28 protein-coding genes are annotated in these 26557 nt (G+C 42.1%); 7 read left to right on the plus strand and 21 right to left on the minus strand.

From position 1 onward, the window contains the following. Positions 1–37 precede the first annotated feature (37 nt). Together ytrH and ytrI are read left to right on the plus strand one after the other, a co-directional pair. Positions 38–433 carry a sporulation membrane protein YtrH gene (gene ytrH, locus BK139_RS16150; RefSeq protein ID WP_335690840.1) on the plus strand — a complete coding sequence of 132 codons (396 nt, stop codon included), beginning with the start codon at positions 38–40 and terminating at the stop codon, positions 431–433. Next, the gene (ytrI, locus tag BK139_RS16155; RefSeq protein WP_076260716.1) at positions 430–930 is read left to right on the plus strand and encodes a sporulation membrane protein YtrI; all 501 of its coding nucleotides are present in this window, start codon (positions 430–432) and stop codon (positions 928–930) included. The genes ytrH and ytrI overlap by 4 nt, the downstream gene beginning before the upstream one ends. A gap of 30 nt (positions 931–960) precedes the next feature. Here the strand turns inward: ytrI and BK139_RS16160 are convergent, their stop codons facing one another. Next, positions 961–1899, minus strand: coding sequence for a DHH family phosphoesterase (locus BK139_RS16160; protein WP_076260719.1), 939 nt, complete (start codon positions 1897–1899; stop codon positions 961–963). 138 nt (positions 1900–2037) lie between these two features. On the opposite strand from BK139_RS16160, the gene BK139_RS16165 reads away from it, so the two are divergent. Next, positions 2038–2343: a YtpI family protein gene (locus BK139_RS16165; protein ID WP_035330304.1), complete on the plus strand. Its 306-nt coding sequence runs from the start codon at positions 2038–2040 to the stop codon at positions 2341–2343. Positions 2344–2416: 73 nt separating this feature from the next. On the opposite strand, the gene BK139_RS16170 is transcribed toward BK139_RS16165, so the two are convergent. The 3 genes from BK139_RS16170 to BK139_RS16180 all read right to left on the minus strand — a co-directional run bounded on the left by BK139_RS16170 (position 2417) and on the right by BK139_RS16180 (position 4853). Next, the gene (locus BK139_RS16170; RefSeq protein WP_076260721.1) at positions 2417–3736 is read right to left on the minus strand and encodes a CBS domain-containing protein; all 1320 of its coding nucleotides are present in this window, start codon (positions 3734–3736) and stop codon (positions 2417–2419) included. An 82-nt stretch (positions 3737–3818) separates the two neighbouring features. Beyond that, on the minus strand, positions 3819–4067 hold the full coding sequence (locus tag BK139_RS16175; protein ID WP_048008355.1) for a hypothetical protein: 249 nt from the start codon (positions 4065–4067) through the stop codon (positions 3819–3821). A gap of 105 nt (positions 4068–4172) precedes the next feature. Next, positions 4173–4853, minus strand: coding sequence for a metal-dependent hydrolase (locus BK139_RS16180; protein WP_076260723.1), 681 nt, complete (start codon positions 4851–4853; stop codon positions 4173–4175). 562 nt (positions 4854–5415) lie between these two features. Between BK139_RS16180 and BK139_RS16190 the strand changes: the two genes are divergently transcribed. Then, positions 5416–6513, plus strand: a complete 1098-nt coding sequence (locus BK139_RS16190) for a M24 family metallopeptidase (RefSeq protein ID WP_076260732.1) — start codon at positions 5416–5418, stop codon at positions 6511–6513. A gap of 108 nt (positions 6514–6621) precedes the next feature. On the opposite strand, the gene ald is transcribed toward BK139_RS16190, so the two are convergent. Then, complete coding sequence (ald, locus tag BK139_RS16195; protein ID WP_076260734.1) at positions 6622–7743, minus strand: alanine dehydrogenase; 1122 nt, start codon at positions 7741–7743, stop codon at positions 6622–6624. A gap of 145 nt (positions 7744–7888) precedes the next feature. Continuing rightward, positions 7889–8056, minus strand: a complete 168-nt coding sequence (locus BK139_RS24065) for a hypothetical protein (protein WP_175609141.1) — start codon at positions 8054–8056, stop codon at positions 7889–7891. A 111-nt stretch (positions 8057–8167) separates the two neighbouring features. Between BK139_RS24065 and BK139_RS16200 the strand changes: the two genes are divergently transcribed. Further along, positions 8168–8620 carry a universal stress protein gene (locus BK139_RS16200; protein WP_076260737.1) on the plus strand — a complete coding sequence of 151 codons (453 nt, stop codon included), beginning with the start codon at positions 8168–8170 and terminating at the stop codon, positions 8618–8620. Between the two features lie 36 nt (positions 8621–8656). Here BK139_RS16200 and argH read toward each other — a convergent pair whose 3' ends face one another. The 3 genes from argH to pbp4b all read right to left on the minus strand — a co-directional run bounded on the left by argH (position 8657) and on the right by pbp4b (position 12840). Continuing rightward, positions 8657–10054, minus strand: coding sequence for an argininosuccinate lyase (gene argH, locus BK139_RS16205; protein WP_076260739.1), 1398 nt, complete (start codon positions 10052–10054; stop codon positions 8657–8659). Continuing rightward, positions 10051–11259, minus strand: a complete 1209-nt coding sequence (locus tag BK139_RS16210; RefSeq protein WP_076260741.1) for an argininosuccinate synthase — start codon at positions 11257–11259, stop codon at positions 10051–10053. Before BK139_RS16210 ends, argH begins: the two co-directional genes overlap by 4 nt. A gap of 192 nt (positions 11260–11451) precedes the next feature. After that, positions 11452–12840 (minus strand): penicillin binding protein PBP4B, encoded by a 1389-nt coding sequence (gene pbp4b, locus BK139_RS16215; RefSeq protein ID WP_076260744.1) that lies wholly within the window; start codon positions 12838–12840, stop codon positions 11452–11454. 240 nt (positions 12841–13080) lie between these two features. Here pbp4b and BK139_RS16220 point away from each other — a divergent pair, with 240 nt between their 5' ends. Beyond that, positions 13081–13395: a hypothetical protein gene (locus BK139_RS16220; protein WP_048008347.1), complete on the plus strand. Its 315-nt coding sequence runs from the start codon at positions 13081–13083 to the stop codon at positions 13393–13395. 35 nt (positions 13396–13430) lie between these two features. Here the strand turns inward: BK139_RS16220 and BK139_RS16225 are convergent, their stop codons facing one another. The 9 genes from BK139_RS16225 to sppA all read right to left on the minus strand — a co-directional run bounded on the left by BK139_RS16225 (position 13431) and on the right by sppA (position 21062). Next, on the minus strand, positions 13431–13943 hold the full coding sequence (locus tag BK139_RS16225) for a MogA/MoaB family molybdenum cofactor biosynthesis protein (protein ID WP_076260747.1): 513 nt from the start codon (positions 13941–13943) through the stop codon (positions 13431–13433). A 42-nt stretch (positions 13944–13985) separates the two neighbouring features. Continuing rightward, positions 13986–14825, minus strand: coding sequence for an EcsC family protein (locus tag BK139_RS16230; RefSeq protein ID WP_076260750.1), 840 nt, complete (start codon positions 14823–14825; stop codon positions 13986–13988). 141 nt (positions 14826–14966) lie between these two features. Continuing rightward, the gene (locus BK139_RS16235; protein WP_076260753.1) at positions 14967–16154 is read right to left on the minus strand and encodes an acetate kinase; all 1188 of its coding nucleotides are present in this window, start codon (positions 16152–16154) and stop codon (positions 14967–14969) included. Positions 16155–16443: 289 nt separating this feature from the next. Continuing rightward, complete coding sequence (locus BK139_RS16240) at positions 16444–17427, minus strand: class I SAM-dependent methyltransferase (RefSeq protein WP_076260756.1); 984 nt, start codon at positions 17425–17427, stop codon at positions 16444–16446. Positions 17428–17555: 128 nt separating this feature from the next. Next, positions 17556–18056, minus strand: a complete 501-nt coding sequence (gene tpx, locus BK139_RS16245) for a thiol peroxidase (protein ID WP_076260759.1) — start codon at positions 18054–18056, stop codon at positions 17556–17558. 130 nt (positions 18057–18186) lie between these two features. Then, complete coding sequence (ytfJ, locus tag BK139_RS16250; RefSeq protein WP_076260761.1) at positions 18187–18651, minus strand: GerW family sporulation protein; 465 nt, start codon at positions 18649–18651, stop codon at positions 18187–18189. 17 nt (positions 18652–18668) lie between these two features. Beyond that, entirely contained in the window at positions 18669–19364 is a 696-nt protein-coding gene (locus BK139_RS16255) for a DUF2953 domain-containing protein (RefSeq protein ID WP_076260763.1), read from the minus strand. Positions 19365–19451: 87 nt separating this feature from the next. Beyond that, positions 19452–20036, minus strand: a complete 585-nt coding sequence (locus BK139_RS16260) for an RDD family protein (RefSeq protein WP_076260765.1) — start codon at positions 20034–20036, stop codon at positions 19452–19454. A 15-nt stretch (positions 20037–20051) separates the two neighbouring features. Continuing rightward, on the minus strand, positions 20052–21062 hold the full coding sequence (gene sppA / locus BK139_RS16265) for a signal peptide peptidase SppA (RefSeq protein WP_076260768.1): 1011 nt from the start codon (positions 21060–21062) through the stop codon (positions 20052–20054). Between the two features lie 214 nt (positions 21063–21276). Between sppA and BK139_RS16270 the strand changes: the two genes are divergently transcribed. Further along, entirely contained in the window at positions 21277–22077 is an 801-nt protein-coding gene (locus BK139_RS16270; protein ID WP_076260770.1) for an NAD kinase, read from the plus strand. Positions 22078–22115: 38 nt separating this feature from the next. Here BK139_RS16270 and rarD read toward each other — a convergent pair whose 3' ends face one another. The 3 genes from rarD to mbcS all read right to left on the minus strand — a co-directional run bounded on the left by rarD (position 22116) and on the right by mbcS (position 26454). Continuing rightward, positions 22116–23048 carry an EamA family transporter RarD gene (rarD, locus tag BK139_RS16275; RefSeq protein ID WP_076260772.1) on the minus strand — a complete coding sequence of 311 codons (933 nt, stop codon included), beginning with the start codon at positions 23046–23048 and terminating at the stop codon, positions 22116–22118. A 129-nt stretch (positions 23049–23177) separates the two neighbouring features. After that, positions 23178–24773 (minus strand): amidohydrolase, encoded by a 1596-nt coding sequence (locus BK139_RS16280; RefSeq protein WP_076260774.1) that lies wholly within the window; start codon positions 24771–24773, stop codon positions 23178–23180. Between the two features lie 91 nt (positions 24774–24864). Beyond that, positions 24865–26454, minus strand: coding sequence for an acyl-CoA synthetase MbcS (mbcS, locus tag BK139_RS16285; RefSeq protein WP_076260777.1), 1590 nt, complete (start codon positions 26452–26454; stop codon positions 24865–24867). Positions 26455–26557: the final 103 nt, after the last annotated feature.

Here is a 26557-nt window from a genome sequence, read left to right on the forward strand (position 1 = left end):
CAGCACCTAAAAAACATATTTTATTAAGTTTGTCCATATGATGAAGTATCAAGATAATTCTGGCAGGACCATTCCTGCAGCGAGGATGGATGATATGAATACCCAGCCCTTTTTCTCCACTTTAATTGAGAGCTATTTCATTGCGTTCGGTGTTTTAATTGGAGGTTCAATCATTGGCGGCATGGCTGCTTTTCTGACAGGAAAGCCTCCTTTAAATCAAATCTTCCAGATTTCCAGTATGATTCGCATTTGGGCCATCATTGCAGCGATAGGGGGGACCTTTGATACAGTTTACAGCTTTGAAAGAGGCGTTATGGACGGACAGACTAAGGACATCTTCAAGCAATTTATGCTGATTCTTTCTGCTCTCGGAGGGGCCCAGACCGGCGCCATGCTCATTAACTGGCTGACTCAGGAGAACATTTCGGCATGAGGATACCGCCTTACTACCGATTGCCATCCTGGCAGCGTTTTTTTGCAGGAATGGCGCTGGGAGGCATCATCAGCTGGTTTATTTTTTTATTTATCTTTGGGCAATGGCAGGAGAGATACAGCAAAGAAATCAAGCTTCAGCAGGATGCTATTTATGAATTGGAAAAAGATAAAGAAATCTGGCAGGAGGAATTTAAAAAATTAAATAAAGAAAACCAGAAAAAACTGACTGTCCAGGATATTTCCATTAAAATTGTCAACGGCGACAAATATAAACTGGATTCCTTCAGTGTTTTCCAGCTGGAAGATAAAATAAAAGAGGATATCAGCATGATGATTGCCAAAGACATGGATACTGTATATAAAAGCAGTGAACTGATCAAAAAAATCATAGAGAATAAGACACATCGCGTAAACGAAAAAAGGTACCGGGTGGAAGTTAAAGAATTGGTCATCTATACCACTGTCTCAATTGAATTGAATATAATGCTGGATTAATGCCCGGCTTTTTTTGCCGGGCATTATATGTCAGTTGTCTCTGCAGACAGCCTCAAGGTCACTTACAACGGTTTCCATCTCATCCCATGAATAAATGGAAGCTCCGGCAGCAAGGGGGTGTCCTCCGCCTTTATACTTCCTTGCAATTTCATTAATTATTGGACCCTTAGAACGGAACCGTACACGGATTTGATCGCTTTCCTCGATAAAGAAAACCCATGCTTTTATTCCCTTCACATCGCCAAGAGTGCTTACGAGCAGGGATGCTTTGGAAGGCACCGCCTGAAATTCTTCGAGCAATTCCTTTTTCAGGATCATGACAGCAGCCCCGCTGGATCTCATCTCAAAATTCTGCAGCACATATCCCTTCAGTTTAACAATATTTGCGTCCAGCTCGTACATCTTATCAAACAGTTCCGGACGTGAAAAATTATAATGAATCAGTTCACCTGCAAAGGCAAACGTCTTTTCTGTTGTGCTGGGATAAAGGAAACGGCCGGTGTCGCCAACTATTCCAGCAAATAAAAGCCTGGCCGCCTCATCAGACATTTTTAGTCCCTGTTCTTTGCCGAAAAGATAAAACTCATAAATCATTTCACTTGTAGAGCTTGCATCTGTATCCACCCACATTAAATCCCCATACGGATCCATATTAGGGTGATGATCAATTTTAATCAGCTTGCTGCCCGTTCCATATCTGCCATCACATATCCGCTCTGCATTTGCTGTATCACAGACAATGACCAGCGCACCTTTATATGTATCATCAGATATTTCATCAAGCCTTCTCATATAATGAAGTGTTTCTTCTTCCTGCCCGACAGTAAAGATCGCTTTCTCCGGAAATGAAGCCTTAAGGATTTCAGCAAGGCCCCCCTGTGAACCATACGCATCCGGGTCCGGACGGACATGCCTATGAATAATGATTGTTTCATATTTTATTATTTCATCTAATATCTTCTGTTTCATGGCGCGCTCCTTTTATTCTGAATACTATATTTTTACCATACCACCATGAAAAGAAAAAGAAAACACTGCACGCTTATGGCATTTTTTTAATAATGAAGGTAGAATAATAAGAGATTGTCGAAACTTGGAGGTTATGAAATGCCTATATTTGTTATCCTGATTATACTCTCTTTTTCTTTCTATATTTTCTACAAAGTAAAGTTCTTCAGAAGCAGACAGCCGGCTGAAAGACAATGGATATCAGCCAAGTCCAGAATTGCCCTGGGTTCATTTGTTGCCATATTTGGCCTTAATCAGCTGTTTTTATACGACACAACAACTGCTCTCATTGTGGCGATTGTGTTTATTCTTATTGGCGGTCTAAGCATATGGGGCGGCATAAAAGCATATAAATTTTACACGCCTCATGCTGTGAAAGAAGCTGAAGCAGCAAGGAAAAATTAAATACCCGGCTCTTCAGAAAGGGCCCTGCAAAAAAAAGCCGTTCATTTTTGAGCGGCTTTTTATCATTTCTCTATTAATGTCTATCAATCAGCTGGCACATCATCATGGCTTTGCCAACAAGGACACCTTCGTTAAAAACTTCAACATCCACTTTACCAAACTTCCGCCCTACTTCCAGGACTTTGGGATTGATTTCAAGCATGCTGTCAATCTGAACAGGTTTTATAAAGTAGACAGTCATATTTTCAACTACGAGATCTCCCTTTTTATAGCTTCTTAACACTCTGTTTGCCGCTTCCGATACAATGGTTGTAAAGACTCCATAGGAAATCGTTCCAAGGTGGTTCGTCATCTGCGGAGTAACCTCGCAGCGATAGACGTCATCCCCTTTTGTTTTCCCCCGTGTCATAACCAGCTGGCTGGTGACAATATCGTCAATTGTTTCACCCACCTGCGGCTGCCTTTGTATCATCTGCAAAGCTTTCAGCACATCCTGTCGGCTTACAATGCCTTCGAGTTTATTCGCTTCATCCACGACTGGAAGCAATTCAATTCCTTCCCACACCATCATATGCGAGGAAGAAGCAACGCTCGTTTTCCCGCCAACTGTCATTGGGTTTTTAGTCATGATTTTTTCGATAAGCGTTTCCTTGTCATGTCCCATGATATCCTTGGAAGTAACTACTCCCTGCACCTTGAGATTATTATCGACAACCGGGAATCGGCTGTGGCCGGTTTCGCGGTTATATGTCATCCAATCTGCGATTGTATCGGTTGTTTTCAGGAAAATTGCCTCTTGCAGAGGAGTAAGGATATCTTCAACAAGTACAATCTCTTTTTTAATCAGCTGGTCATAAATAGCCCGATTGATCATAGTCGCCACTGTGAAGGTATCATAACTGCTTGAGATCACAGGCATCTGCAAATCGTCGGCCAGCTTTTTGACATGGTCTTCGGTATCAAATCCCCCGGTAATTAATACAGCAGCGCCAGCCTTCAAAGCTAATTCGTGTGCCTGTGTCCGGTTTCCGACGATCAGCAGATTTCCGGCATCTGTGTATCTCATCATTGCTTCAAGCTTCATCGCCCCAATAACAAATTTGTTCAATGTTTTATGAAGCCCTGCTCTTCCACCGAGCACCTGGCCGTCAACGATATTAACAACTTCTGCAAAAGTAAGCTTCTCAATATTCTCTTTCTTTTTCCGCTCGATTCTTATGGTCCCAACACGTTCTATTGTACTGACATATCCCTTATTTTCAGCATCCTTAATCGCTCTGTATGCCGTCCCTTCACTCACAGCGAGCGCCTTGGCGATCTGTCTGACCGATATCTTTTCTCCAATTGGCAGTTCATCAATATATTGTAATATTTGCTCATGCTTAGTAGCCAAGACTTTCACCCTCTACAAATTATTCCTTATTTTCATTATAAGGGTAAAGAGGCCTTGATACAATTGACTCCGGCAATCTTCATTACCTGCCTAAGGAGTGCGCCCGCTTCCTGTCTGCCAATTTGCGCACCTGCTTCCCCGAAACAGCCGCTTTTTTCGGCGCATAGAGCAATGCAGTCAGGTTTCCGGCAATGACAAAAAGGGCAAGTGCCAGCCAGCTGATGGCAAAGATCCCTTCCGTCCCTCCATTAAATACGCCCATTCTTGGAGCTGCATAATAAAGCATCAAGCCGCAAAGCAGCAAGCATAGCAAATATCGGTTTTTGTTCACTTTCGCTTCCTCCTTTATCCTGTCCTCCCTAAAATGTATGCGGACAGGCCGGGATTTAGTTATAAAAAAACAAACGCAGCCTCCATCAGAAGCTGCGTTTTCATATTACAATTCGATTGATTCCCCTGCTTCGAGAACCTGCCCGACTCCACCTTCGAGCATGCTGATGAATTTATGCGGATCCTGCCTGATTGGCGAAAATGTGTTGAAGTGAATGGGAACAACCTTCTTGGCGCCCAGAAGTTCTGCTGCATATGCTGCATCATCCGGCCCCATTGTAAAATTGTCTCCAATCGGCAGAAATGCCAAATCGATCGGATGACGGTCGCCAATTAACTTCATATCAGAGAAAAGCCCTGTATCCCCTGCATGATAAATGGTTTTTCCTTCTAATGTGATGAGCACACCTGCAGGCATTCCCAGGTAGATGATTTCCTGGTTTTCCGTCTCGAGACCTGTCCCATGAAATGCAGGTGTCAGCTTCACTCTTCCAAAGTCAAAATTATATCCGCCGCCGATCGACATTCCATGCGCTTTTACTCCCTGCCACTCAAGATAGGTGGCAAGCTCAAAGTTGGCAATGACAAGAGAATCATTGCGTTTTGCCAGCTCAATCGTGTCCCCGAGATGGTCACCATGTCCATGGGTAACAATGATGACGTCCGGCTTCTGATCCTCAGCTTTTAAGTCTGTCGAACCATTTCCGGTAATAAAGGGGTCTATTAAAATGGTTTTTCCCTGTGATTCGATTTTTACTACTGAATGGCCATGAAATGATACTTTCAATTTGATGCTCCTCTCCTATTTTCACTTATGTAAGTTACTTCAACGAAAAATAAATTATTCCTGCTTCCTTTTTATATATACCCGAATTGGCAATCTTTAAAAAGTTTACAATATCTAAGGTTAAAGGTATATTTCTGAAGTTAGATGACTGTCTAGCGCAAGCCGCCTACCCCCTCGAGGTCACAAGCCTGTCTTGTTTCGGCTCCTAGGGACTCGCGACATAAACCAATCCCTTCCAGAAGGAAAGAACACCTTCTTGCAGGGCTCGTCTTATGCTTGTCGTCCCTGGGCAGTCGCCTCCACATTTCGGGCAACCCTCCCAAAAAGGCAAAGAACGCCTTTCCGGGAGGCTCGTCCTGTGCTTGAGGCCCCCAGGACAAGGAAGGCTTCGTCAGCATAAACATCGCACGACCGAAAGCGACAGCTTTTGGGAGGATGGGAGTCATGCAGACGTTGCCACAGGACGTGGCGCTTTTAGTCTGCGTTCAATCGTGACCAAGGCGCTTGCGCTTTTCGTTTTTAGTTGCTACTCTCAAAGTATGAATATATAAGGAGGTTCACAATGAATAACAGATTGCAGAAACTGTCACAGTGGATGAAGGACAATGATATACAAGTCACTTTTGTCACATCACCGGATAATGTATTTTATTTAAGCGGCTTTTTAAGCGACCCTCATGAACGCTTGCTTGGACTGGCTGTTTTCCAGGAAGAGGAGCCATTCCTCGTATGTCCGGCTATGGAAACAGAAGATGCCAAAAATGCCGGCTGGAGCCATGAAATTATTGGGTACAGCGATATTCAAAACCCTTGGGAATTTATCCAGACATCCATACATAAAAGAATCGGAACAGTAAATAAAACAGCAATTGAAAAAGAGCATATGAATGTGGAGCGTTATGAAGCCATTTCCGGCCTGTTCAGCGGTGCTTCATTCGTTTCGGCTGAAGCAAAGCTGCGTCAGCTTCGTATGGTTAAGGATGAAAAAGAATTGGAAATCATCCGCGAAGCATGTGCACTGGCTGATTTTGCGATTGAAACAGGCTGTGCCGAGATCCAGGAAGGAAAAACAGAACTGGATGTTCTGGCTGCCGTAGAGTACGCATTAAAGAAAAAAGGCGTTAATGAAATGTCCTTTTCTACCATGGTCCTGACGGGGGCTAACGGAGCTTCCCCTCATGGCACACCAGGAATGACCAAGATTCAAAAAGGGGACTTAGTCCTGTTTGACCTCGGAGTTGTCTGGAATGGCTACTGCTCAGATATTACAAGAACTGTAGCTTACGGTGATATCAATGATAAACAGAAAGAAATTTATGATACAGTCTTAAAAGCTCAGCTTGCAGCTGTGGAAGCGAGCAAACCGGGAGTCACTTGCGCAGATATTGACCTGACAGCAAGAAACCTGATAGCAGAAGCCGGATACGGCGACTATTTCCCGCATCGATTAGGCCATGGGCTGGGTGTGAGCGTGCATGAGTACCCTTCATTAACAGAAACAAACCCGCTTTTGCTTGAAGAAGGTATGGTCTTCACCATCGAACCGGGTATCTATGTTCCAGGTGTTGCCGGAGTGAGGATTGAAGATGACCTTGCTGTAACAGCAGACGGAGTAGAAATTTTGACCAAATTCCCGAAAGAACTTCAAATTATTAAATAGAGAGTTGAACAAATTCCACAGAAAATCCGGGGCTAATCAGCCCCGGATTTTTTATATAAATTCTGTATTAGATCAATATCATCAATAAACGGGCGCCTTCAGCTTTTTCTATTGCTGCTCCAATTGTGTTCTCGCATCTGAGTAGTCAAGACTATGGGCCTCAGCTACCGCCTTGTATGTCACGTAGCCATTTAATGTATTGACTCCCTTTAATAAAGCTTCATTATCCAGACATGCCTGTTTGCAGCCTTTATTTGCTATTTGAACTGCATAGGGAACCGTCACGTTTGTCAGTGCCATTGTTGATGTTCTCGGAACTGCCCCCGGCATATTAGCTACCGCATAATGAACGACGCCATGTTTTTCATATGTGGGATGGTCATGGGTAGTAATTCGATCAGTTGTTTCAAAAATCCCTCCCTGATCAATGGCGATATCCACAATAACAGAACCCGGGCTCATCGTTTTGATCATTTCCTCCGTCACAAGCTTAGGAGCTTTAGCACCCGGAATCAGTACAGCTCCAATGACGAGGTCTGAATCCTTAACAGCTTCAGCGATATTATAAGGATTTGAGATTAAAGTTGTTACTTCTCTTCCAAAGATATCATCAAGCTGCCGAAGGCGATCTGGATTCAAATCGATCATAGTCACCTTGGCACCAAGACCAATTGCCATCTTTGCCGCATTAGTTCCAGCAACACCGCCGCCGATTATTGTAACTTTCCCACGCTGTACACCCGGGACCCCCGATAGAAGAATTCCTTTCCCGCCATGTATTTTTTCAAGGAACTGTGCGCCTACCTGAGCTGCCATTCTTCCCGCTACTTCACTCATTGGAGTCAATAGAGGCAAAGTCCGGCTGGGAAGCTGGACTGTTTCATAAGCAATGCCTGCAACCTTTTTATTTATTAAAGCATTTGTCAAATCAGGTTCAGCAGCCAAATGCAAATATGTAAAGAGAATTAACCCTTCCCGAAAATACACATATTCGCTCTGTATCGGCTCCTTTACCTTCATGACCATATCCATGGCCCATGCCTCTTCCGCAGACTGAACAATATGTGCACCTGCACTCATATAGTCGCTGTCAGAAAAGCCCGATCCGATCCCGGCACCCGATTCTATATAGACTTCATGGCCAAATTGGATAAGATTCATAACACCGGCAGGAGTCATGGCAACCCTGTTTTCATTGTTTTTTACTTCCTTTGGAACTCCGATACGCATTCTGCATACCTCCGTATTTTTAATGATACCGCTATTAACTTTATATGGCTATTTTAGGGAAAAGTATACAATTCCATCGCCTATTTTTCTCTTCCCAAACAAGCATATAAAAAGCCCTCATGTATTTATGAGAGCTTTGCTTTTCTTATTGCAGATTGCCTTCATTCCGTTCGTGAGCTTCCATGTCAAACTCGGCATTTGGCTGATCAATAACACCGCTGTTATAAGCATTCATGATTTGTGCGCTAACCTCATTTGTACCCTGCTCATCAAAAAAATATCCGGATTCTGCTTTTGGTTCTCTCTTTTCCATCTTCATCTGCTCCTCTTCATAAAATTTTTATCAGCCTTACTATTGTTCGATTTTCTGTTACAGATATTCAGTTTTTATAGATGTATAATATAGGTAAAGGAGGAGATTCAAATGGGCATGAAGTATAAAAACATATTAGTCGCTGTAGATGGTTCAACTGAAGCAGAATGGGCTTTTAAAAAGGCAATTGAAATTGCCAAGCGCAATAACGCTTCTCTGATATTGGCGCATATCATTGATACCCGCACGTTTGCCACTGTTGAAGCCTATGACCGTACAATAGCTGAAAGGGCTGACCGTTTCGCAACAGAATTAATGGAAAAATACAAAAGAACGGCTATGGATGCAGGCATCGAGAATGTAACATATGAAGTTGACTATGGTTCTCCTAAAGTGAAGGTTCCAAAGGATATTGCCAGAAAGCACAATGTTGACCTGATCATTTGCGGAGCAACAGGCATGAACGCGGTTGAACGTTTCATCATCGGCAGTGTTTCTGAACATATTACCCGCTATGCCCGCTGTGATGTCCTCGTAGTCAGAACGGATAAAGAAGAAGAGTAGAAAAAATGGCGCTGCCTGATGCAGCGCCATTTTTCACTATTTATTGGCAACCTCTTTAGTGCCGGCGACGTATTCCTTCGCTTTTTCAATCGCGATGCTTACTTGTTTGAATCCTGTTCCGCCTGCACTATTTCTTCTTTTGACAGCTGTATATGGATCCAGCACTTCATAAATATCTTCTTCGAACAATGGATGGGCACTCTTAAAATCATCAAGCGGCAAATCTCCAAGGAAGCATCCCTTTTGTACACAGACAAGGACCAGTTTCCCGACAATCTCATGTGCTTCTCTGAATGGAATGCCTTTATCAGACAGATAATCCGCCAGTTCAGTAGCATTAGAAAAGTCATTTTTAGTCGCTTTTTCCATCTGCCCGGTTTTAACCTTAATGGTGCGGATCATCCCGGCAAAGATTTTAAGTGATCCTGTGACTGTCTTTACAGTATCAAACATCCCTTCCTTATCTTCCTGCATATCTTTGTTATAGGCAAGAGGCAGACCTTTCAATACTGTCAGGAGACCCATGAGGTTTCCGTAGACACGTCCTGTTTTACCGCGTATGAGCTCCGCCATGTCGGGGTTCTTCTTCTGCGGCATGATGCTTGAGCCTGTTGCAAAGCTGTCATCGAGTTCAATGAATTGAAATTCCTGGCTTGACCAAAGGATGAATTCTTCACTTAAACGCGACAGATGCATCATCAGGATGGAGCTTGAAGACAGGAACTCCAAAATAAAGTCTCTGTCGCTGACAGCATCCAGGCTGTTCTCATAAATGCCTTCAAAACCGAGAAGCTCAGCCGTATACTCACGGTCAATCGGGAAAGTTGTGCCAGCCAGCGCCCCAGCTCCAAGAGGTGATACGTTAATTCTCTTTAGACTTTCAGCAAAGCGCTCTTTGTCCCTCTCAAGCATCCAGAAATAAGCCATCAAATGGTGGCCGAAAGAGACCGGCTGTGCCCGCTGCAAATGAGTATAGCCCGGCATGATGGTTTCCACATTCTTTTCAGCCTGGATGATTAACTCCTCCTGCATTTCCTGGATCAATTCAACAATTTGCTCCACCTGCTTGCGGAGATATAAATGCATGTCTGTTGCCACCTGGTCATTTCGGCTTCTTGCTGTATGAAGTTTGCCGCCGACAGGTCCCGTCAGTTCAGTCAAATGGCTCTCTAGATTTAAATGAATATCTTCAAGCTTTACTGAGTAATCCAGTTCATCCTTGGCAGCCTTCTCTTTTAGCTGCTGAAGGCCTGTTTTGATTTTTTCTGCTTCTTTCTCAGTAATAATTCCTGTATTAGAAAGCATGGAAACGTGGGCCATGCTTCCTTCGATATCTTCCATAACCAATTCCTGGTCAAACGAAATCGATGCTCCGAATTCATCTACCCATTCTTCAGCAGATTTTGTGAATCTGCCTCCCCATAGTTTTTTCACACTGTCACCTTCTTGCTGTTTTGAACAATGCTCTGCACTTTTGTCGGCAGCCCCCATAGCTTAATAAAGCCAACTGCCGCATTATGGTCAAATTCATCATCTGAAGTATATGTTGCTAACTTTTCGTCGTACAGGGAATAAGGGGATTTTCTTCCTTCAACAATTGCATGGCCTTTAAAGAGCTTTACTCTGACTGTTCCTGTTACAAATGTTTGTGTTTCTTTCAGGAAAGCCGATAACGCATTGTTAAGCTGAGAGAACCACAATCCTTCATATATAAGTTCAGCCACTTTTTTCTCAATAACCGGTTTAAAGTGGGCCATTTCTTTAACCATTGTTAAGTCCTCAAGCTCTTTATGGGCTTTCAGAAGTGTCATCGCACCCGGGCACTCGTATACTTCACGGGATTTGATGCCGACTAGGCGATTTTCCACATGGTCGATACGCCCAACTCCATGCTTGCCTGCCAGCTCATTCAGGTCGGCAATAAGTTCGGAAAGCTTCATGCTATTGCCATTCAAGCTGACTGGCACACCCTTTTCAAAACCGATTTCAACCGTATCAGGTGTATCAGGAGCTTTTTCAAGAGAAACGGTAAGATCGTATGCATCTTCCGGAGGAGCAGCCCATGGATCTTCCAGTACACCACACTCATTGCTTCTTCCCCATAAGTTTTGATCAATGCTGTATGGAGAATCCAGGTTGATTGGGATAGGTATATTATTTTGTTTTGCATATTCAATTTCTTCCTCACGTGACCAGCTCCATTCACGAACCGGAGCTAATACCTGAAGATCAGGGTTAAGAGCCTGAATTGCCACTTCAAAACGAACCTGGTCATTTCCTTTGCCGGTACATCCATGCGCGACTGCTACAGCACCTTCTTTTTCTGCTACTTCAACAAGCTTTTTGGCGATCAGCGGGCGTGAAAGTGCAGAAATCAATGGATACTTGTTTTCATATAAAGCATGTGCCTGAAGTGCAATTAATGCATATTCATTAGCAAATTCCTCTTTTGCATCAATCACATAAGATTGGACTGCTCCAACAGTTAAAGCTTTTTTCTGGATAAAGTTCAGATCTTTTCCTTCCCCAACGTCAAGGCAGCAGGCAACAACAGCATAACCTTGATCCTGCAGCCATTTAACCGCAACTGATGTATCCAGACCGCCTGAGTATGCAAGAACAACTTTATTTTGTGACATTTATATTTCCTCCTTAGAATATACGTATAAATATACATTTAAATTATGTTTTTATTCATTTATTATTCTCTTACTTTAACAACCTTTTATTTAAAAATCAATACTTATTCGTAAAAATGTATAAAAATAAATACAATTTTTCCATTAAAAAAAGGCAAAAGCCCTGTATTTAGCTTTTGCCTTCAGTATAGGTTAATGTTTTAATGCTTCATATACCGCCGATATTACACTTCCATATTGACTGATACTGTATGTGTCACCCTGAAACTTATGCGGATCTTTTAATGGATCGATGACAGGAGAATGTTTTTTATTTGTCAGGAGAGCGATTGCTAAATTATTTTCTCTGTCTATAACCGTTACTGTTCCTGTCCAGCCGGTATGCCCAAATACTTCTTTCCCGGCATACTCGCTGAACATCCACTCCATACTTGAATCTCCGTTCAAACGCCATCCTAACCCATATGTAGGATTAATATCATAAGGTTCTACAAATTTATCTATTGTTTTTTTATCAAATAACTTTATATTTCCATAGCCCCCATCATTAAGCATTACCTGCATCAGAACAGCAAGATCTGAAGTCGTGGAAAAAAGACCTGCATGCCCTGATATTCCATCCATTGAATAAAAGGACTTCTCATCATGAACCTCTCCCTGGAGAGTATAAGTCCTGATATTCGGAAAGGAAATGACGCCATCCCTGGTGTTGCCGTGCAGTTCAGTTGCAGCGAAATCCTTTTCTTTAAATCCCTTGCGGAGAGGATTAAATAAAGTATGCTTTAACCCTAAAGGCTTATAAATATGGTTCTCAGTATAACGGTCAAGCTGCTCTCCAGTAATTTTTTCAATAATAAATCCCAGCAGCATATAGTCAATATCACTGTAAACCTGTTTGGTGCCAGGTTCATACTGAAGGGGAGTTTTTAAAATCATGGAAAGCGTTTTACTGCGTTCCTGGGAATACAATTCTCCCGCTTTTTCAGGATTATGATAATGGACGCTTGAAGGAAATCCGGCTGTATGATGAAGCAAGTCGATGATCCGGAGTTCACCTTTCCCTTTTATCTCATCGTCCGCTGAATCTTTAAATTCAGGAAAATAATGCTGAATTTTTTCTTCAAGATTGATCTTTCCTTCACTGACAAGATGCTGCAGTGAAAAATTAACGGCATACATTTTCGTATTTGATGCTAAATCAAACATGGTTTTTGTTTTCATTTTCTGCGGGTGATTTAAAGGATCAGATTCATCAAAGACTTTGGCTGAACCATATGCAGAATTTTTAACAATCTTGCCATCTTTAATAACGACTAATGCCGCTCCTGGAAAACCATTTTCGATTTCCTCCTCGATCAGCTTATCAACCTCTTTGAGCTTTTTGGAAGAAAAGCCTGCATCCTCGGGGCGCTTTGCTTTTGACAAGGTTGGATATTCTAAAGCTTTTTTATGCTTAAATACTTGCTCTGCCGGGCTGTTTCCTGTTCTGCCCAATTCTTCTCCCAGGGCTGCAGCGGGGTAAGGCAATAGCAAACCCAGCACCAGACCTAAAACTGTTAAGTGCCCTAAAAATCTTTTCATATTCTCCCCCAATTATTTGTTTTAATATTCTTAATAGTCAATATACTATCGATATCTATTAAAGCTGTAAACCAATACCTTAGCCTTTCTATTAAATCAGTACTTGTGAACCAGGTTCATTTATCTTCATATTAGTTCCATAGTAGTATCTGCAGAAAACGATTGAATACTAAAACATCCATGCACCGGAAACATCTTTATAGTAAAATAAAAACAAGATTATTGTTTGGGGGATTCATAATGGAGGAGCATTTTTCACATAATGGCCGTCTTGGCATTCCTATACCTGCCTTTGATCGGGAATGGGATGAATATTCACCAAAAACACAGCAGATGATCCTGTTTCAATGGGAAAAAATAAGAGGCAGGATTCCTGACCGCATTGCCGAGCTTGAAGCGGATATTAACAGAAAACAGGCTGAGCTGTCAGATGAAGGCAATTTCGAAAGGTCATGCAGACTCAACAGTGAAATTTCAGAGCTGGCTTCCGTCATAAATGATTTGTGGCTATGGTATCGAACGAATCAGGATATTTCAGGGAAGATGCATTCATAAGAAAAACCTTTCCGCAGCGGAAAGGTTTTTGTCCTTTATAAATCTTTTCTTAGTTCCCTGACGATATGTCCGAGTTCAGGCAGAATCAGCTTATTCATTGCCAGGCGGACTGCCCCGGATGATCCTGGTGTTGAGAAAACTGCTTTGTTTTGCACTGTGCCTGCAGCAGCCCGTGAAAGAATGGCCGCAGACCCGATATCTTCAGTGTAGCTCAGCATCCTGAACAATTCACCGAATCCGTCAATTTCTTTATCAAATAATTCTCTAACCGTTTCGATCGTTACGTCCCGGAGGGCTATACCTGTGCCTCCATTCGTAAGTACAGCGTCAACCCCGGGGTTTTCGCAGCCTTTTAATACGGCCTGTCGAATGAGAGTTTTTTCATCCTTGACGATTTCATAATCAACAATAATATGCCCTGCCTCTTCAAGCAGCTGAATCATCAGCTTTCCGCTTTTATCCGTTTCTTCATCTCTCGTATCACTCACGGTGATCACTTTGCATCTTACTTCTTTTGGCGCTTCTTTTTTATGCTCTAATGTACTCATTTTGGCACCACCTCTACTTAAAGATCCTATTTATCCTTGAGTTCACTGCTGATCATTCTTTCTATGCAGATATCTCATCTGATAATATTTATGGGCAAATTCAGTTACTTTTCTTGTCAGCTGGTAATTGGCCCCTGCTCCAATAGCCATGCTGATGAAAGGAATTCCCTGAATCGATTTTCTTCGGAAAAAGAAAATAGCCATTCCTTTAAAAAGCTGCTTCATTGGCTGCTCAATCCAGGTGATATCAGTCAACTCTTCTTTTCCTTCATAAAAGTAGAATTCTTCCTGATTCTTCAGCTCGTTCATTAATTCTTCCCAAGCACTGCCCTGCATGCGGGGCGGCAGTGTGGCTGCGTGAAAAACCTTAAGAGAGCTCATCATTTCGAATGGAGTATTAACCTCAAAACCATAGGTCATGGCAATCAGCTGTACGGCACGAAGATTAATAACTGCCATTGCAGGAATATCTGCCCCCAGCATGAGAGAGCTGCCTGACCCGGAAATGCCGCCCTGTGCAAAAGAATAAAGACGATGCCGGGCAATTTGCTGATGAGCTATGTATTGAAGCTGGTCGATATTTAATTGTTTTAGATCTTCGATCGTCTCGATATCAGAATGAAATACACGCCCTGCCGTCAAAATTCGCTCTTTCGCATCCATTTGAAGCTGTGAACCTTGAATAAGCGCATGAAGATGAAACAGCCAGCTATCCATTGCCGAAAAAAATTGTTGCTGAACTTCTTCTGGCAACAGTGAAAAAGACCCCTCTAATGACTTATCATAAACCATTTCCAAATCATTGGGCTCATAACTCAACAGCTTGTTTTCCCACTCCTGAATACCTGCCAAAACGCTTTCTTCCCGTTCGTTCAATGGCACCGCAATTCCTCCCAAAAACATTTTTTCTTGGACTCAGTATAGCATAAGTTGGATGGGGAATTCTCCTTCAGCCTGATTGTGCCATATTCCCGATACAATAAAAAAGACAAGAGCTATTAAGCCCTTGCCTTACTATGAGTCTTATTTAGCTAATCTCACAACATCACGTGCAATCATAACTTCCTCATTTGTCGGGATAATCATGACTTTAACTGGTGAATGAGGGTAGTTGATGAATGCTTCTTCACCGCGCACTTTGTTTAATGCTGGATCCCAGTATACGCCCATGAATTCCAGTCCCTGAAGAACACGTTCACGGATGACATCACTGTTTTCACCGATTCCGGCTGTAAAAATGATAGCATCTACGCCATACATGCGGGAAGCATAAGATCCGATATATTTATGGATTCTATTTGCAAATACTTCAAGAGCCAATTCTGCTCTTTCATTTCCTTCGACAGCTTGAATTTCAATGTCGCGAAGATCACTCGAGAAGCCGGAAACACCTAGCATACCGCTCTTTTTATTAAGAACGTCAAGAACTTCATCTGCATTCAAGCCTGTCTTTTCCATAATGAATGGTATAAGAGCAGGGTCCAGATTACCTGATCGCGTACCCATTGTAACACCCGCTAATGGAGTGAATCCCATTGATGTATCGATTGATTTTCCGCCTTCAATAGCTGTAATGCTTGCTCCATTTCCTAAGTGACAGGAGATGAGGCGAAGCTGGTCAAGCGGACGGCCAAGCATTTCTGCTGCACGCTCTGAAACATATTTATGTGAAGTTCCATGGAAGCCATACTTGCGAATGCCATATTTTTCATAATACTCATATGGCAAGCTATATAGGAAAGAGCTTTCAGGCATCGTCTGATGGAACGCAGTATCGAATACTGCCACTGCAGGGACATTTGGAAGAACCTGCTGGAACGCCTTTATTCCTGTAATGTTAGCCGGGTTGTGAAGAGGTGCAAGCTCAGATAGTTCATCTATTTTTGCAAGCACTTCATCCGTAATAACAACTGAATCATTGAAAGCTTCGCCGCCGTGAACAACACGATGGCCCATGCCCTCGATTTCATCAAGCGATTTAATGATCCCCAGATTTGTTAATTTGTCCAGAAGAATTTTAACTGCTACTGCATGATCTGGAATATCTGTTACTTCCTTGATTTTTTCACCATTTACAGAAATATTGAAGACTGCGTTATCCAGCCCAATACGCTCGATTAAACCTTTAGTAATAACTTCTTCACTCGGCATGTCAAATAATTGAAATTTTAATGAAGAACTTCCGGCGTTAATTGCAATGATTTTTGCCATAAAGCTACCGCTCCTTTAGAATGTTCAAAGGGACTGATCTGTCACTTTAAACTCATACTTTTATATAATAATGTGTGATACGGCGAAATAAAGTCATACAACTTTATTTTGTGCATCGGCCACAATTAATATCTCTCAATTTTCCATTTAAACACTGTATGCCAAACATTTCAAGAATCACCTTGCAATGATATCGTTTACATGTTAAATTAAATATTTTCTGATACTTCCTTATATTTATTCATTTAAAAAGAAGCCGGCAAATGCACAGCTTCTTTTTCGTTTATCCTTATTTGTTTTCTTTAAACCAGACATCAATTTTCTTGAGGATTTTTTCTGCTTCTGCTGTTTTGGACAAGCTTGGCAAGTTGACCAGGAGCGCCTGCTTAGGGGGATTGACTCCTTCCCCTTTCTTCTGAAGGATGAATATGCTTTTGGCTGCTTTTTCATTTTTGAACATAGTGAGCGGCAGCTGTATCAATCCCTGAATGTAGGCATTTTCCTTGATGAACTCATGAAGCTTTGGAGCCTGATCACTTTCGAACATCCCATTAGGAATGATAAAAAATAAATAGCCGCCAGATCTCACATGATTCATACTCTGCTCAATAAATAAGTGATGAGAATAGGAATGCCCCTCATCTGATTTTAGCTTATACTCTGCCGAACGGACATCATTCGGATAATACCCGACAGGCAGATCACTTACTGCAGCATCAGCAGATTCGATAAACAGCGGTTCAAGACTATCCTGATTGAAGAATTGAATGGGGTGCTCCTGTAAATTGGCATTGATATAAGCAAGCTTAATCAATAAGTCATCAATTTCAATCCCTGTTGCCTCAATCACTTTACCGCTTTGGTGATTCATAACAGTGGTCAATAAATTTCCTGTTCCTACCGCAGGATCAAGCAGGCGGTAGCTTTTATCCTGAATGAACTTTTCCACAAGATACCCCATCAGCATTCCGACTGCGTCAGGAGTCATTTGATGATTGGGCTGCACATTTTCTTTCATGCCTTTTAATATAGCAAGCTGAAAGGATTTTCTGATTTCTTCTTTTGTGCAGCTGCTTAAGTCAATGGATTCATAACTCTTCCTGAGCCTTTTAACTGTTAATTCACTGAGCCCATCCTGAAGAATACTTTCATGAAATAAATTCTCTCCTGTTTCAGCAAGAGCTTCTAAGTATGTACAATGCAGTTCTTCCTGCATAATTACAGCCGTTTCGTTTAAAATCGTAAATAAATCCTCAACCGGAGTTATTTTCACAGCATATTCCTCCCGTCCTTATTCTTTTTCCTATTTTAACGGGCTTTTGGTTCATTCACAAGTTTCGTGCTGAGGAACAAAAAAAAATTAAAGCCCCGGAACGGATCCGGAGCTTCCAATTTTCTATATTATTTCGCTTGTTTAGCAGCTTCCACTGCTGCTTCATAGTTTGGATGATCCGTTGCTTCACTGACATATTCCGCATATGTCACAGTGTCGTTCGAATCGACTACAAAAACGGCACGAGCCAGTAGACGAAGTTCCTGAATGGCTACCCCATAAGCTTCTCCGAAAGACAGGTCGCGGTGATCGGAAACAGTTTGAACATTTTCAATTCCTGCTGCTGCACACCAGCGCTTTTGAGCAAACGGAAGATCTACGCTTACAGTAAGAATTTTAACATTATCAAGCTTGGAAGCTTCTTCGTTGAAACGGCGTGTCTGTGCATCACAAACACCAGTGTCGATAGAAGGAACTACGCTGATTAGACGTACTTGCCCTTTTGAATCAGCAAGTGTAACTTCAGAAAGGTCATTTGCCAGAACCTTGAATTCAGGAGCTTTATCTCCTGCTTTTACTTCATTGCCAAGCAATGTTACTGGATTTCCTTTGAACGTAATAGATGCCATTTAAATCGTCCCCCTTAATCACTTATGTACAGTGTAAATCATATCTTTTCAGAATCTTTTTTGCAATTATTAAGGATACATTCCAAGAAAAAAGTTAACTTTCCATCGGAAAGTTAACTTCCTTCTTCTCTTAGAGATCAAGATCCTGCTTAGGTCCGTTGTACTCATCACTGTTTTCGTGCTGATTCTGGCCTTGATGGCTGCCGGACCCGCTGTCTTTTTTATTAAACATCTGCTGAATTTTATCGACTGCCTGCGGGGCAAGATCCAAAATTTTCTCATATAAATGAGTGCTTTCATCAAGATGAACCATTTTCACCCCGTGGGAATTGACAATCAAAAAAGCGATTGGCGTGATGGAGACACCGCCTCCACTGCCGCCGCCAAACGGGTGGCCCTTTTCCTCGCCTGATTGTCCATCAAGCATAAATTCGCTTCCTCCAGCGGCAAAGCCAAACCCAACCTTTGAAACGGTTAAAATTACACTGCCATCAGGGGTTTCTACTGGATCCCCAATTATCGTGTTAACGTCAATCATCTCTTTCAGGTTTTCCATGGCAGTTGTCATAAGCCCTTGAATAGGATGGTCAGACATTCATTGCTCCTCCTCTATTAGACAGTTTTAGTACCATCATCAGATAAGGCAGAAAGCGGCTTAGTTCTGAAATCCGGCCGTCCGCCTTTCCAATATTTGATCAGTTTAATTCCTGCTAACATAGCATGCCCGACCCGAAAATGAATCATACATGAAATGGCTGTTTGTGAAACGGAAAATTGAAAATGGGGAGTAACAGTGATAACGGGAGGCGTTTTCAGTTTCATATAATGACTTATTAATCCAAGAATGCTCCCTTTTATCGCCCAGAGAGCCCCGGTGATCATCCCTGTGTGAGCTGCATCCCCAAGACCTGCAAAAGTATGCCATTCCAGATTCCGGATGGTTACACGCTTTAGAAATTTCCTAATTATTTTGTGGAGAGAAACGATATGATTAATCATAGCTTTCGTGTCATGCAAACTATTCATTAAATCAGTCGCGGAGAATTGCTTAGTATCTTTGCCAGTTGTATTCTCATGTGGCCCTGCTGCTGTCTTTTCCTTTACGACAATGGTTGGCGAGTCATCATCCACTTTTATCAGCGGGACTTCTATTTTGTATCTGATCAGCCCGAACCAGGCTTTCACTTGGATTTTTAAATGATCATTATCATTTCCATGATAAAAATGAAAATATATCTTTAGTTTTGTTATCATAACTAGTATTAAAAGAAGTATGAGGGCAATTACGGCAATCAGGAGCCACTTCACTTTTTTCACACCCTTTCAGCTTTGTATTATGCCCAACTAAATAAAAATAAACCTGCCACCAGGCGGTGACAGGCTTCCATCTCTCCATTAAATGACTTGTTCATTTTGCCTTTCGTGAACCACTGAAGTGTCTGCAAAAAGATCATGCAATCCCTGTTTCTTCGGCAGGAAAGCTACAATGACATAGCCGATAAAAATGCTCACTGATATAAAACGGCCGATCCATTCACGGAACAAAATTGTGCCCCATGTCAGCTTTTCTCCTTTAAGATCTACTACTCTTAAACCAAATACCATTTTCCCGAGCGTCTGTCCAAAAAACTTTGTCATCAGCACAAAATAAGCGTAAAACGTAATGGCAGTTGCTATGGAAATCGGTGCAAACAAACTGCTTTCATGCAAAGGAATATCCAATGCTCTAAAAATTGGATTGATCAATATCCGGTCTACACTGCCAACCACAGCCAAATCTAAAAGATACGCCCAAAATCTCATCCAGAAACCAGCAAACCTGATGGGTGCCGAAGCTTTTTGAATAGGGAGGGTTTCTGTCTGTATGACCGTTTCCTTACGAGCAGGATCTGCTTCATCAAAGGCTGACTCGATCCCGCCTTCATCCTGCTTTAACTCAGAATGGGCAAGCTCTCTTTCATTCGGATCATTTGAAGTCATCTTTTCTCCCCCTTCCTATTCAGCATAAAGATACATTAAACGCGGTGAGTTTGGCTGTGATAACAACTTCATTACGCCTGCCATTTCCAGGTCATCACCCATGATTTTTCGTGCTCCCATGCTGAACATGGAGCCGAACCCGAAATTCTCAGTATACTTTACTACCTGCGCACCATTTAATTTATGATCTTTCTTTAATTGTTCAATAACATCATCGTCATAGCCAAAACCATCAATCAGATTCAGTTCTTTCGCCTGCCGCCCGTCATAAATTCGGCCGTCCGCAATTTCCTTCACCTGTGCCTCAGTTAATCCTCGGCCTTCCGAAATAACTTTAACAAACCCCTCATAGGAATTATTAATCATGGATTGAAGAATTTTTCTTTCCTCATCCGTCATCTCCCTGGTAGGGCTCATAATATCTTTATATGGACCGCTCTTAATCGTAACGAACTCGACACCATATTTTTCAGCAAGCCCCGCATAATTATAGCCCTGCATGATAACACCCAGAGAACCGGTCAATGTCTCGGGGCTGGCAAAAATCTTGTCAGCTGGAGCAGAAATATAATAGCCTCCTGATGCAGCCATTGATCCCATTGATATGTATACCGGCTTCTTTGCTTCTTCTTGGATTTCAATAATCTTATCATGTATTTCGGCGCTTTCCACTACCCCTCCGCCTGGGGAATTAACCTTAATGACTATCGCCTTTACTGTACTGTCTTCTTTTACATAGTCAAGATTATCCATAAATGCTTTGTGATTATATCCCGGACTTGCAAATAAAGAGGCTGCATCACCAGTATCCTGGATCACTCCATTCACGTCCAGCACAGCAATCTTTTTCTGTGCATTTCCCTCTTCAATAACTTCTTCCAAAAATGCTTCATTGCCTCCTGCAAACAGTTCATTTACCGAGCTTTCAAGATCTGTAAATGCAAATGCAGTCACAAAATTCATCACAACGGAAAATACAAACAAACCTGCTGCTATTCCCAGTGCAGCCCAACGTTTTCCATTCATTAAGAAATCCTCCTTTTAAAATGCCCTCTCCTAACATAATCAGCCGCCTTGTTAGACTGATTATGATTCCCAGAAAACCTATTTGTCACATATTCTTCATACGTATAAAACTTTAAAAATGTTTCAAAAAAAGGTAAACTGAATTCAACAACCATAATCATAGCAAAATTTGAATTATTTGGGAAAGACTTTCTTACTGCTTGGAGGAATGAATATGCCTGAAAGACGCAATATATACTTCTATCACAAAAAAGATGAAGAAACGATGGAAAAAGTAGCTCCTCTATACAGCCTGGCAGAGGAGCATGCCTTTACAATCGTCAATGACTTCAAAAAAGCCAATATCATTGTAAGTATAGGGGGAGACGGTACGTTTTTGCAGGCTGTCCGGAAAACCGGCTATAGAGATGACTGTTTGTATGCCGGAATTTCGACGACCGGAAGCCTTAGCCTGTACTGTGATTTCCATCTTGATGATACAGACAAGATGGTGGAGGCAATGACAAATGAACAAGTAGAGGTAAGACGCTATCCCACTATTGATGTTACAGTTGATGACCAGACATCCTTTCAGTGCTTAAATGAATTCAGCATCCGCTCTGCCATAATTAAAACATTTGTAATCGATGTCTTTATCGATGATTTCCATTTTGAAACTTTCCGCGGGGACGGAATGATTGTTGCCACTCCAACCGGAAGCACAGCTTATAATAAGTCAGTAAATGGAGCAGTTGTTGACCCGCTGCTGCCATGCATGCAGGTGAGCGAACTAGCTTCACTGAATAACAACCGCTATCGTACACTGGGATCCTCCTTTATCCTGAGCGGAGACCGCAAGCTGACCCTCAAAGTCGTTCAAGATGGCAATGACCATCCTACAATGGGAATGGACAATGAAGCCCTAAGCATTCAGCATGTTGAAAAAATTGATATAAAACTGAGCAGCAAAATCATTAAAACCGTAAAACTGAAAGACAATTCCTTCTGGGAAAAAGTGAAGAGGACATTTTTATAAAAAAAAGAGTTTCGCATGTTCGTGCGAAACTCTTTTTTCTAAATACCAATACCTTTTCCGCGCTTTAATTTTGTTTCCCGATGGGCAAAAAGCTTTGTCCTCGAAACAGAGTAAATCGTTAAAGCCAGCCAGATAAACATAAAGGAAAGCATGTGAAGTTTTGTAAAGTGCTCATGATAAACGAAAATTCCCAGAATCAGCGTAATTGTCGGCGCAATATACTGCAGAAAGCCAAGCATGGACATCGGTATCTTCTGAGCTCCTTTGGCAAAGTACAAGAGAGGCACTGCTGTGGCTGCACCTGCCCCAATAAGAAGCAAATCGGTGCTTAGCGAAACATGCAGAAAAGCCTGCTTATCATTCATAAAAAGCATCACCATATAAATAAATGCGATCGGAGTCACTACTAATGTTTCCAGCGTTAAGCCAACAGCCGAATCTACTTTTATAAGCTTTTTGGCCAGCCCGTAAAGGCCAAATGATAATGCAAGAACAATGGCTATCCAGGGGAAACGCCCATAGCTGACAGTCAAAATCATAACTCCGGCAAACGCAAATCCAAAAGATACATATTGCGCAGGTGACAGTTTCTCTTTAAAAACCAGCATGCCCAGAATCACACTTACAAGAGGATTAATATAATAGCCGAGACTGGCCTCAATCATCTGATCGGTATTGACCGCCCAAATATATAAAAACCAGTTTGTGCTGATCAGAATGGAAGCAATCACAAGGGCGAAAAGCTGCTTCTTGTGAGTTTTAAACCCTTTAAGTGTTGCAGAGAAAGCACTCCACTTTTTTGAGACCAGCAAAATAATCAGCATAAAGAAGAATGACCAAAAAATCCGGTTAGCCAAAATTTCATCAGCCTGCACGTGGTCCACTAACTTCCAATATACGGGCAAAATGCCCCATAAAAAGTAAGCAAACCCTGCGTATAAAGCTCCCATTTGCACTTCATTGTTTTTCATTTCATTTCCTCAATTCTTTCCAGTATCGAAATATTTATATTATAAGGCTGCCAGAAAAATGTTTGCAATCATTTTTTCCTGCCAAAAAGAATGTCAGGCACCTATTGGATAGGCACCTGACATTTTCATTTATCTTTCGTATACTATTTTTCCATCAATAACGGTTTTGTTTACGGTAACGGATGCAATTTGCCCTATTGGCATTTTAAAAATATCTTCATTTAAAATAGTGAAATCTGCCAGATACCCTTCTTGTATGACGCCTCTATCATTTTCATGGGAAGCAGCATATGCACTGCCCTTTGTGAATAAACATACTGCTTCATACACAGATAATGCCTCACTTGGATAATAGACTGTGTTATGCGGATCATCTATGTTTGTTCTCGTAACAGCTGCATGAATACCAAGAAATGGATTGGCCGGCTCAATCGGTGCGTCAGAGCCTCCTGCACAATGTACTCCTTCTTTCAGCAGTGTCTTCCATGCGTAGCAATACTCCATATTTTCTTCACCAATACGGTCGATCACCCAAGGAAAGTCGGAGGCTGTAAATCTCGGCTGGATATCAAGGATTAAAGGCAGTTTTTTAGCCCTTTCAATAAGGTCCTTTCGCAATATTTGAGCATGAATCAGTCTGTCTCGCCCCAGACCTTCTAACGGATGCTTTTCTATTGCATTTAATGCCATTTCAAATGCCAAATCTCCAATCGTATGGATGGCAACCGGCATTTCATGGTTGCGGGCTTTCTCCACTAAGGCATCGAGCTGCTCCTGTGAAAAAATAGCAACTCCCGAAGTGGACGGATCATCTGCATAGGGATGGCTTAACAAAGCCGTCCTTCCCCCTAAAGCCCCATCGGCAAATATCTTCATAGCACCAAACTCTATATGTTTACTTCCCGCTAAAAATCCTCCGCCTGATTCCTTCATTTCATCAGCAACTTCATGATGAACCAGCAGATGTGCCCGGAAAGAAAGACCTTCCTCCTCAATTACCTGCCTGAAAGCCTGATAGGTCTGGGTGAACCCTCCATAATAATTGAGATCCTCCGTATGCCCTCCTGTCAATCCAAGCTTATAGGCGTCATTAATGGCAGCATGAAGCGCCTTCCTTAAATAGCCTTCTGAGACAGCTGGCATCACATTGTATAAAAGCTCCTGGGCCTGATCCTTCAAAAGTCCATTGAGTTTTCCCAGTTCATCTTTTTCAATTACTCCTCCTGGAGGACATTCAGTATCTTCAGTAATATTTGCTTTAGATAATCCAAGAGAATTGACTGCAAGAGCATGTCTGCACACACGTTTCAGCATAACAGGGTGATTGGGAACATATTGGTCCAGTTCTGAAGCATATATAGGCTCCGGCTGATCCCATAAATTTTCATTCCAGCCTTCCCCAATGACCCATTCTCCCTCCTCTATTGTCTCTGAAAATTGCTTAACAGCCAGAAGTACTTCCTGCTTTGACGTGTGCTCAGATAAGTCGAGTCTTATCAGCCTTTCACCATGCCCGATGAGATGCATATGGCTATCCACAAATCCCGGAAGCATGGTGCTTCCCTGCAGATCAATCTCCTTTTGAATCTCTCCTTTATACTTATCCCTTAAATCTTCCAGGGAGCCAATTTCAATAATTTGGCTGCCTTCTGTAAAAACGGCCTCTATCTGATGGCCTTCCTGTTGAAGGGTATATATTGGCCCCCCGTGCCATAGCGTTCCCATATAATCTTTTCTCCTTTAATAAGTAAAAGTTCACATTTACCATAGTATAACAAAAATACAAGCGGAATTCCGCCTGTATTTTTCAAAGCATTCAGTTTTGAGCTGAAGCAGTTTCCGCTTCTTTCTTCCGCAATTCCACACGCATTATTTTTCCTGAAGTCGTTTTTGGCAGCTCAGATAAAAATTCAATTTTCCGAGGATATTTATAAGGAGCTGTCAGCTCTTTTACATGCTCCTGGAGCTCTGAAACAAGGTTAGGATTATTTTGATCGACACCCTCCCTTAAAACAACAAATGCTTTAACGATCAATCCGCGAACTTCATCAGGACTTCCTACAACTGCACATTCGGCTACATATGGGTGCTTTACGAGTGCGTCTTCCACCTCAAATGGTCCAATCGTATAGCCTGAGCTGATAATAATATCATCACCGCGGCCTTCAAACCAGAAATAGCCATCTTCATCCTTCTTTGCCTTATCTCCGGTAATATAGTAATCACCTCGGAATTGCATAGCAGTTCTTTCCGGGTCTTTATAATAATTTTTAAAGAGTGCAGGAGTTTCTACATGGACAGCGATATCTCCTGTCTCACCCACAGCACATACTTCACCGTCTTCATTTATTATTTCGACTCTGTTGCCTGGAGTCGGTTTGCCCATTGAGCCTGCCTTTAGCTCCATTTCCTTTGTAATGCCGACAAGCAGGGTATTTTCAGTCTGTCCATACCCATCACGGACATTCACGTTAAAATGCTTCTTAAATGTATCAATTACTTCCCGGTTAAGCGGTTCACCCGCCGAAACAGCACTATGAAGGGCCGGCAGCTTGTATTCATGAATATTGTCAGCCTTTGCCATCAGCCTGTATTCAGTCGGTGTGCAGCAAAGAACATTGACCTGGTAATCCTCTAATAGCTGCAAATATTTTTTCGGCTCAAACTTTCCATTGTAGACAACTCCCGTGGCACCAGAACCCAGAACGGAAAGGAACGGGCTCCAAATCCACTTTTGCCAGCCGGGACCTGCCGTTGCCCATACTGTATCACCTTCGTTAATGCATAACCAGTTAGGTGCTGCTGTTTTTAGGTGAGCAAATGCCCAGCCATGTGTATGTACGACACCTTTAGGATTTCCTGTTGTTCCTGATGTATAGGAAAGGAATGCCATGTCATCCCTGGAGGTATCAGCCAATGATAGTTCCGGCGAAGCCTGTTTCATTTCCTCGTCCAGACCGATCCATCCATCTGCGTTCCCGCCTATCACAAATTTCGGCAGGGCTTCTGCTTCCTTAATATCTTTAAATTGGTCAACATATGGATAATAACTTACGATCGCTTTAACATCGCCATGATTAATGCGGTATCGCAGATCTTTCGAACGAAGCATTTCGGAACTTGGTATAACAACAATTCCCGCTTTTAGTGATGCAATGTAAACCTGATACGCTTCAATCAGTCTTGGAACAATGATAAGAATAACATCCCCTTTATTCAAACCATTTTCTAAGAAAACGTTTCCAATTCTGTTCGCATTGTGAATCAGGTCACTGTATGTAATCTCTTTCTTTTCTCCATGCTCATTTTCCCACTTAAGTGCAAGGTTGTCCTTATCCCCGGCAAACCGCTCCATTTCTGATACGAGGTTGTACTTTTCCGGTGCGATTAAGTCTTCCCGTTTCATCAAATCTCCCCCTGACCATTTCTTTTGCTGTTGCTAGAACTTGGATGCTTGTTCTATAGAATTATTATACTAAATTATTATAAAATTTAAAATTATTTATTAT

Source organism: Paenibacillus sp. FSL R5-0490 (genome assembly GCF_001956215.1).
Taxonomy (GTDB): Bacteria; Bacillota; Bacilli; order Bacillales; family Cytobacillaceae; genus Cytobacillus.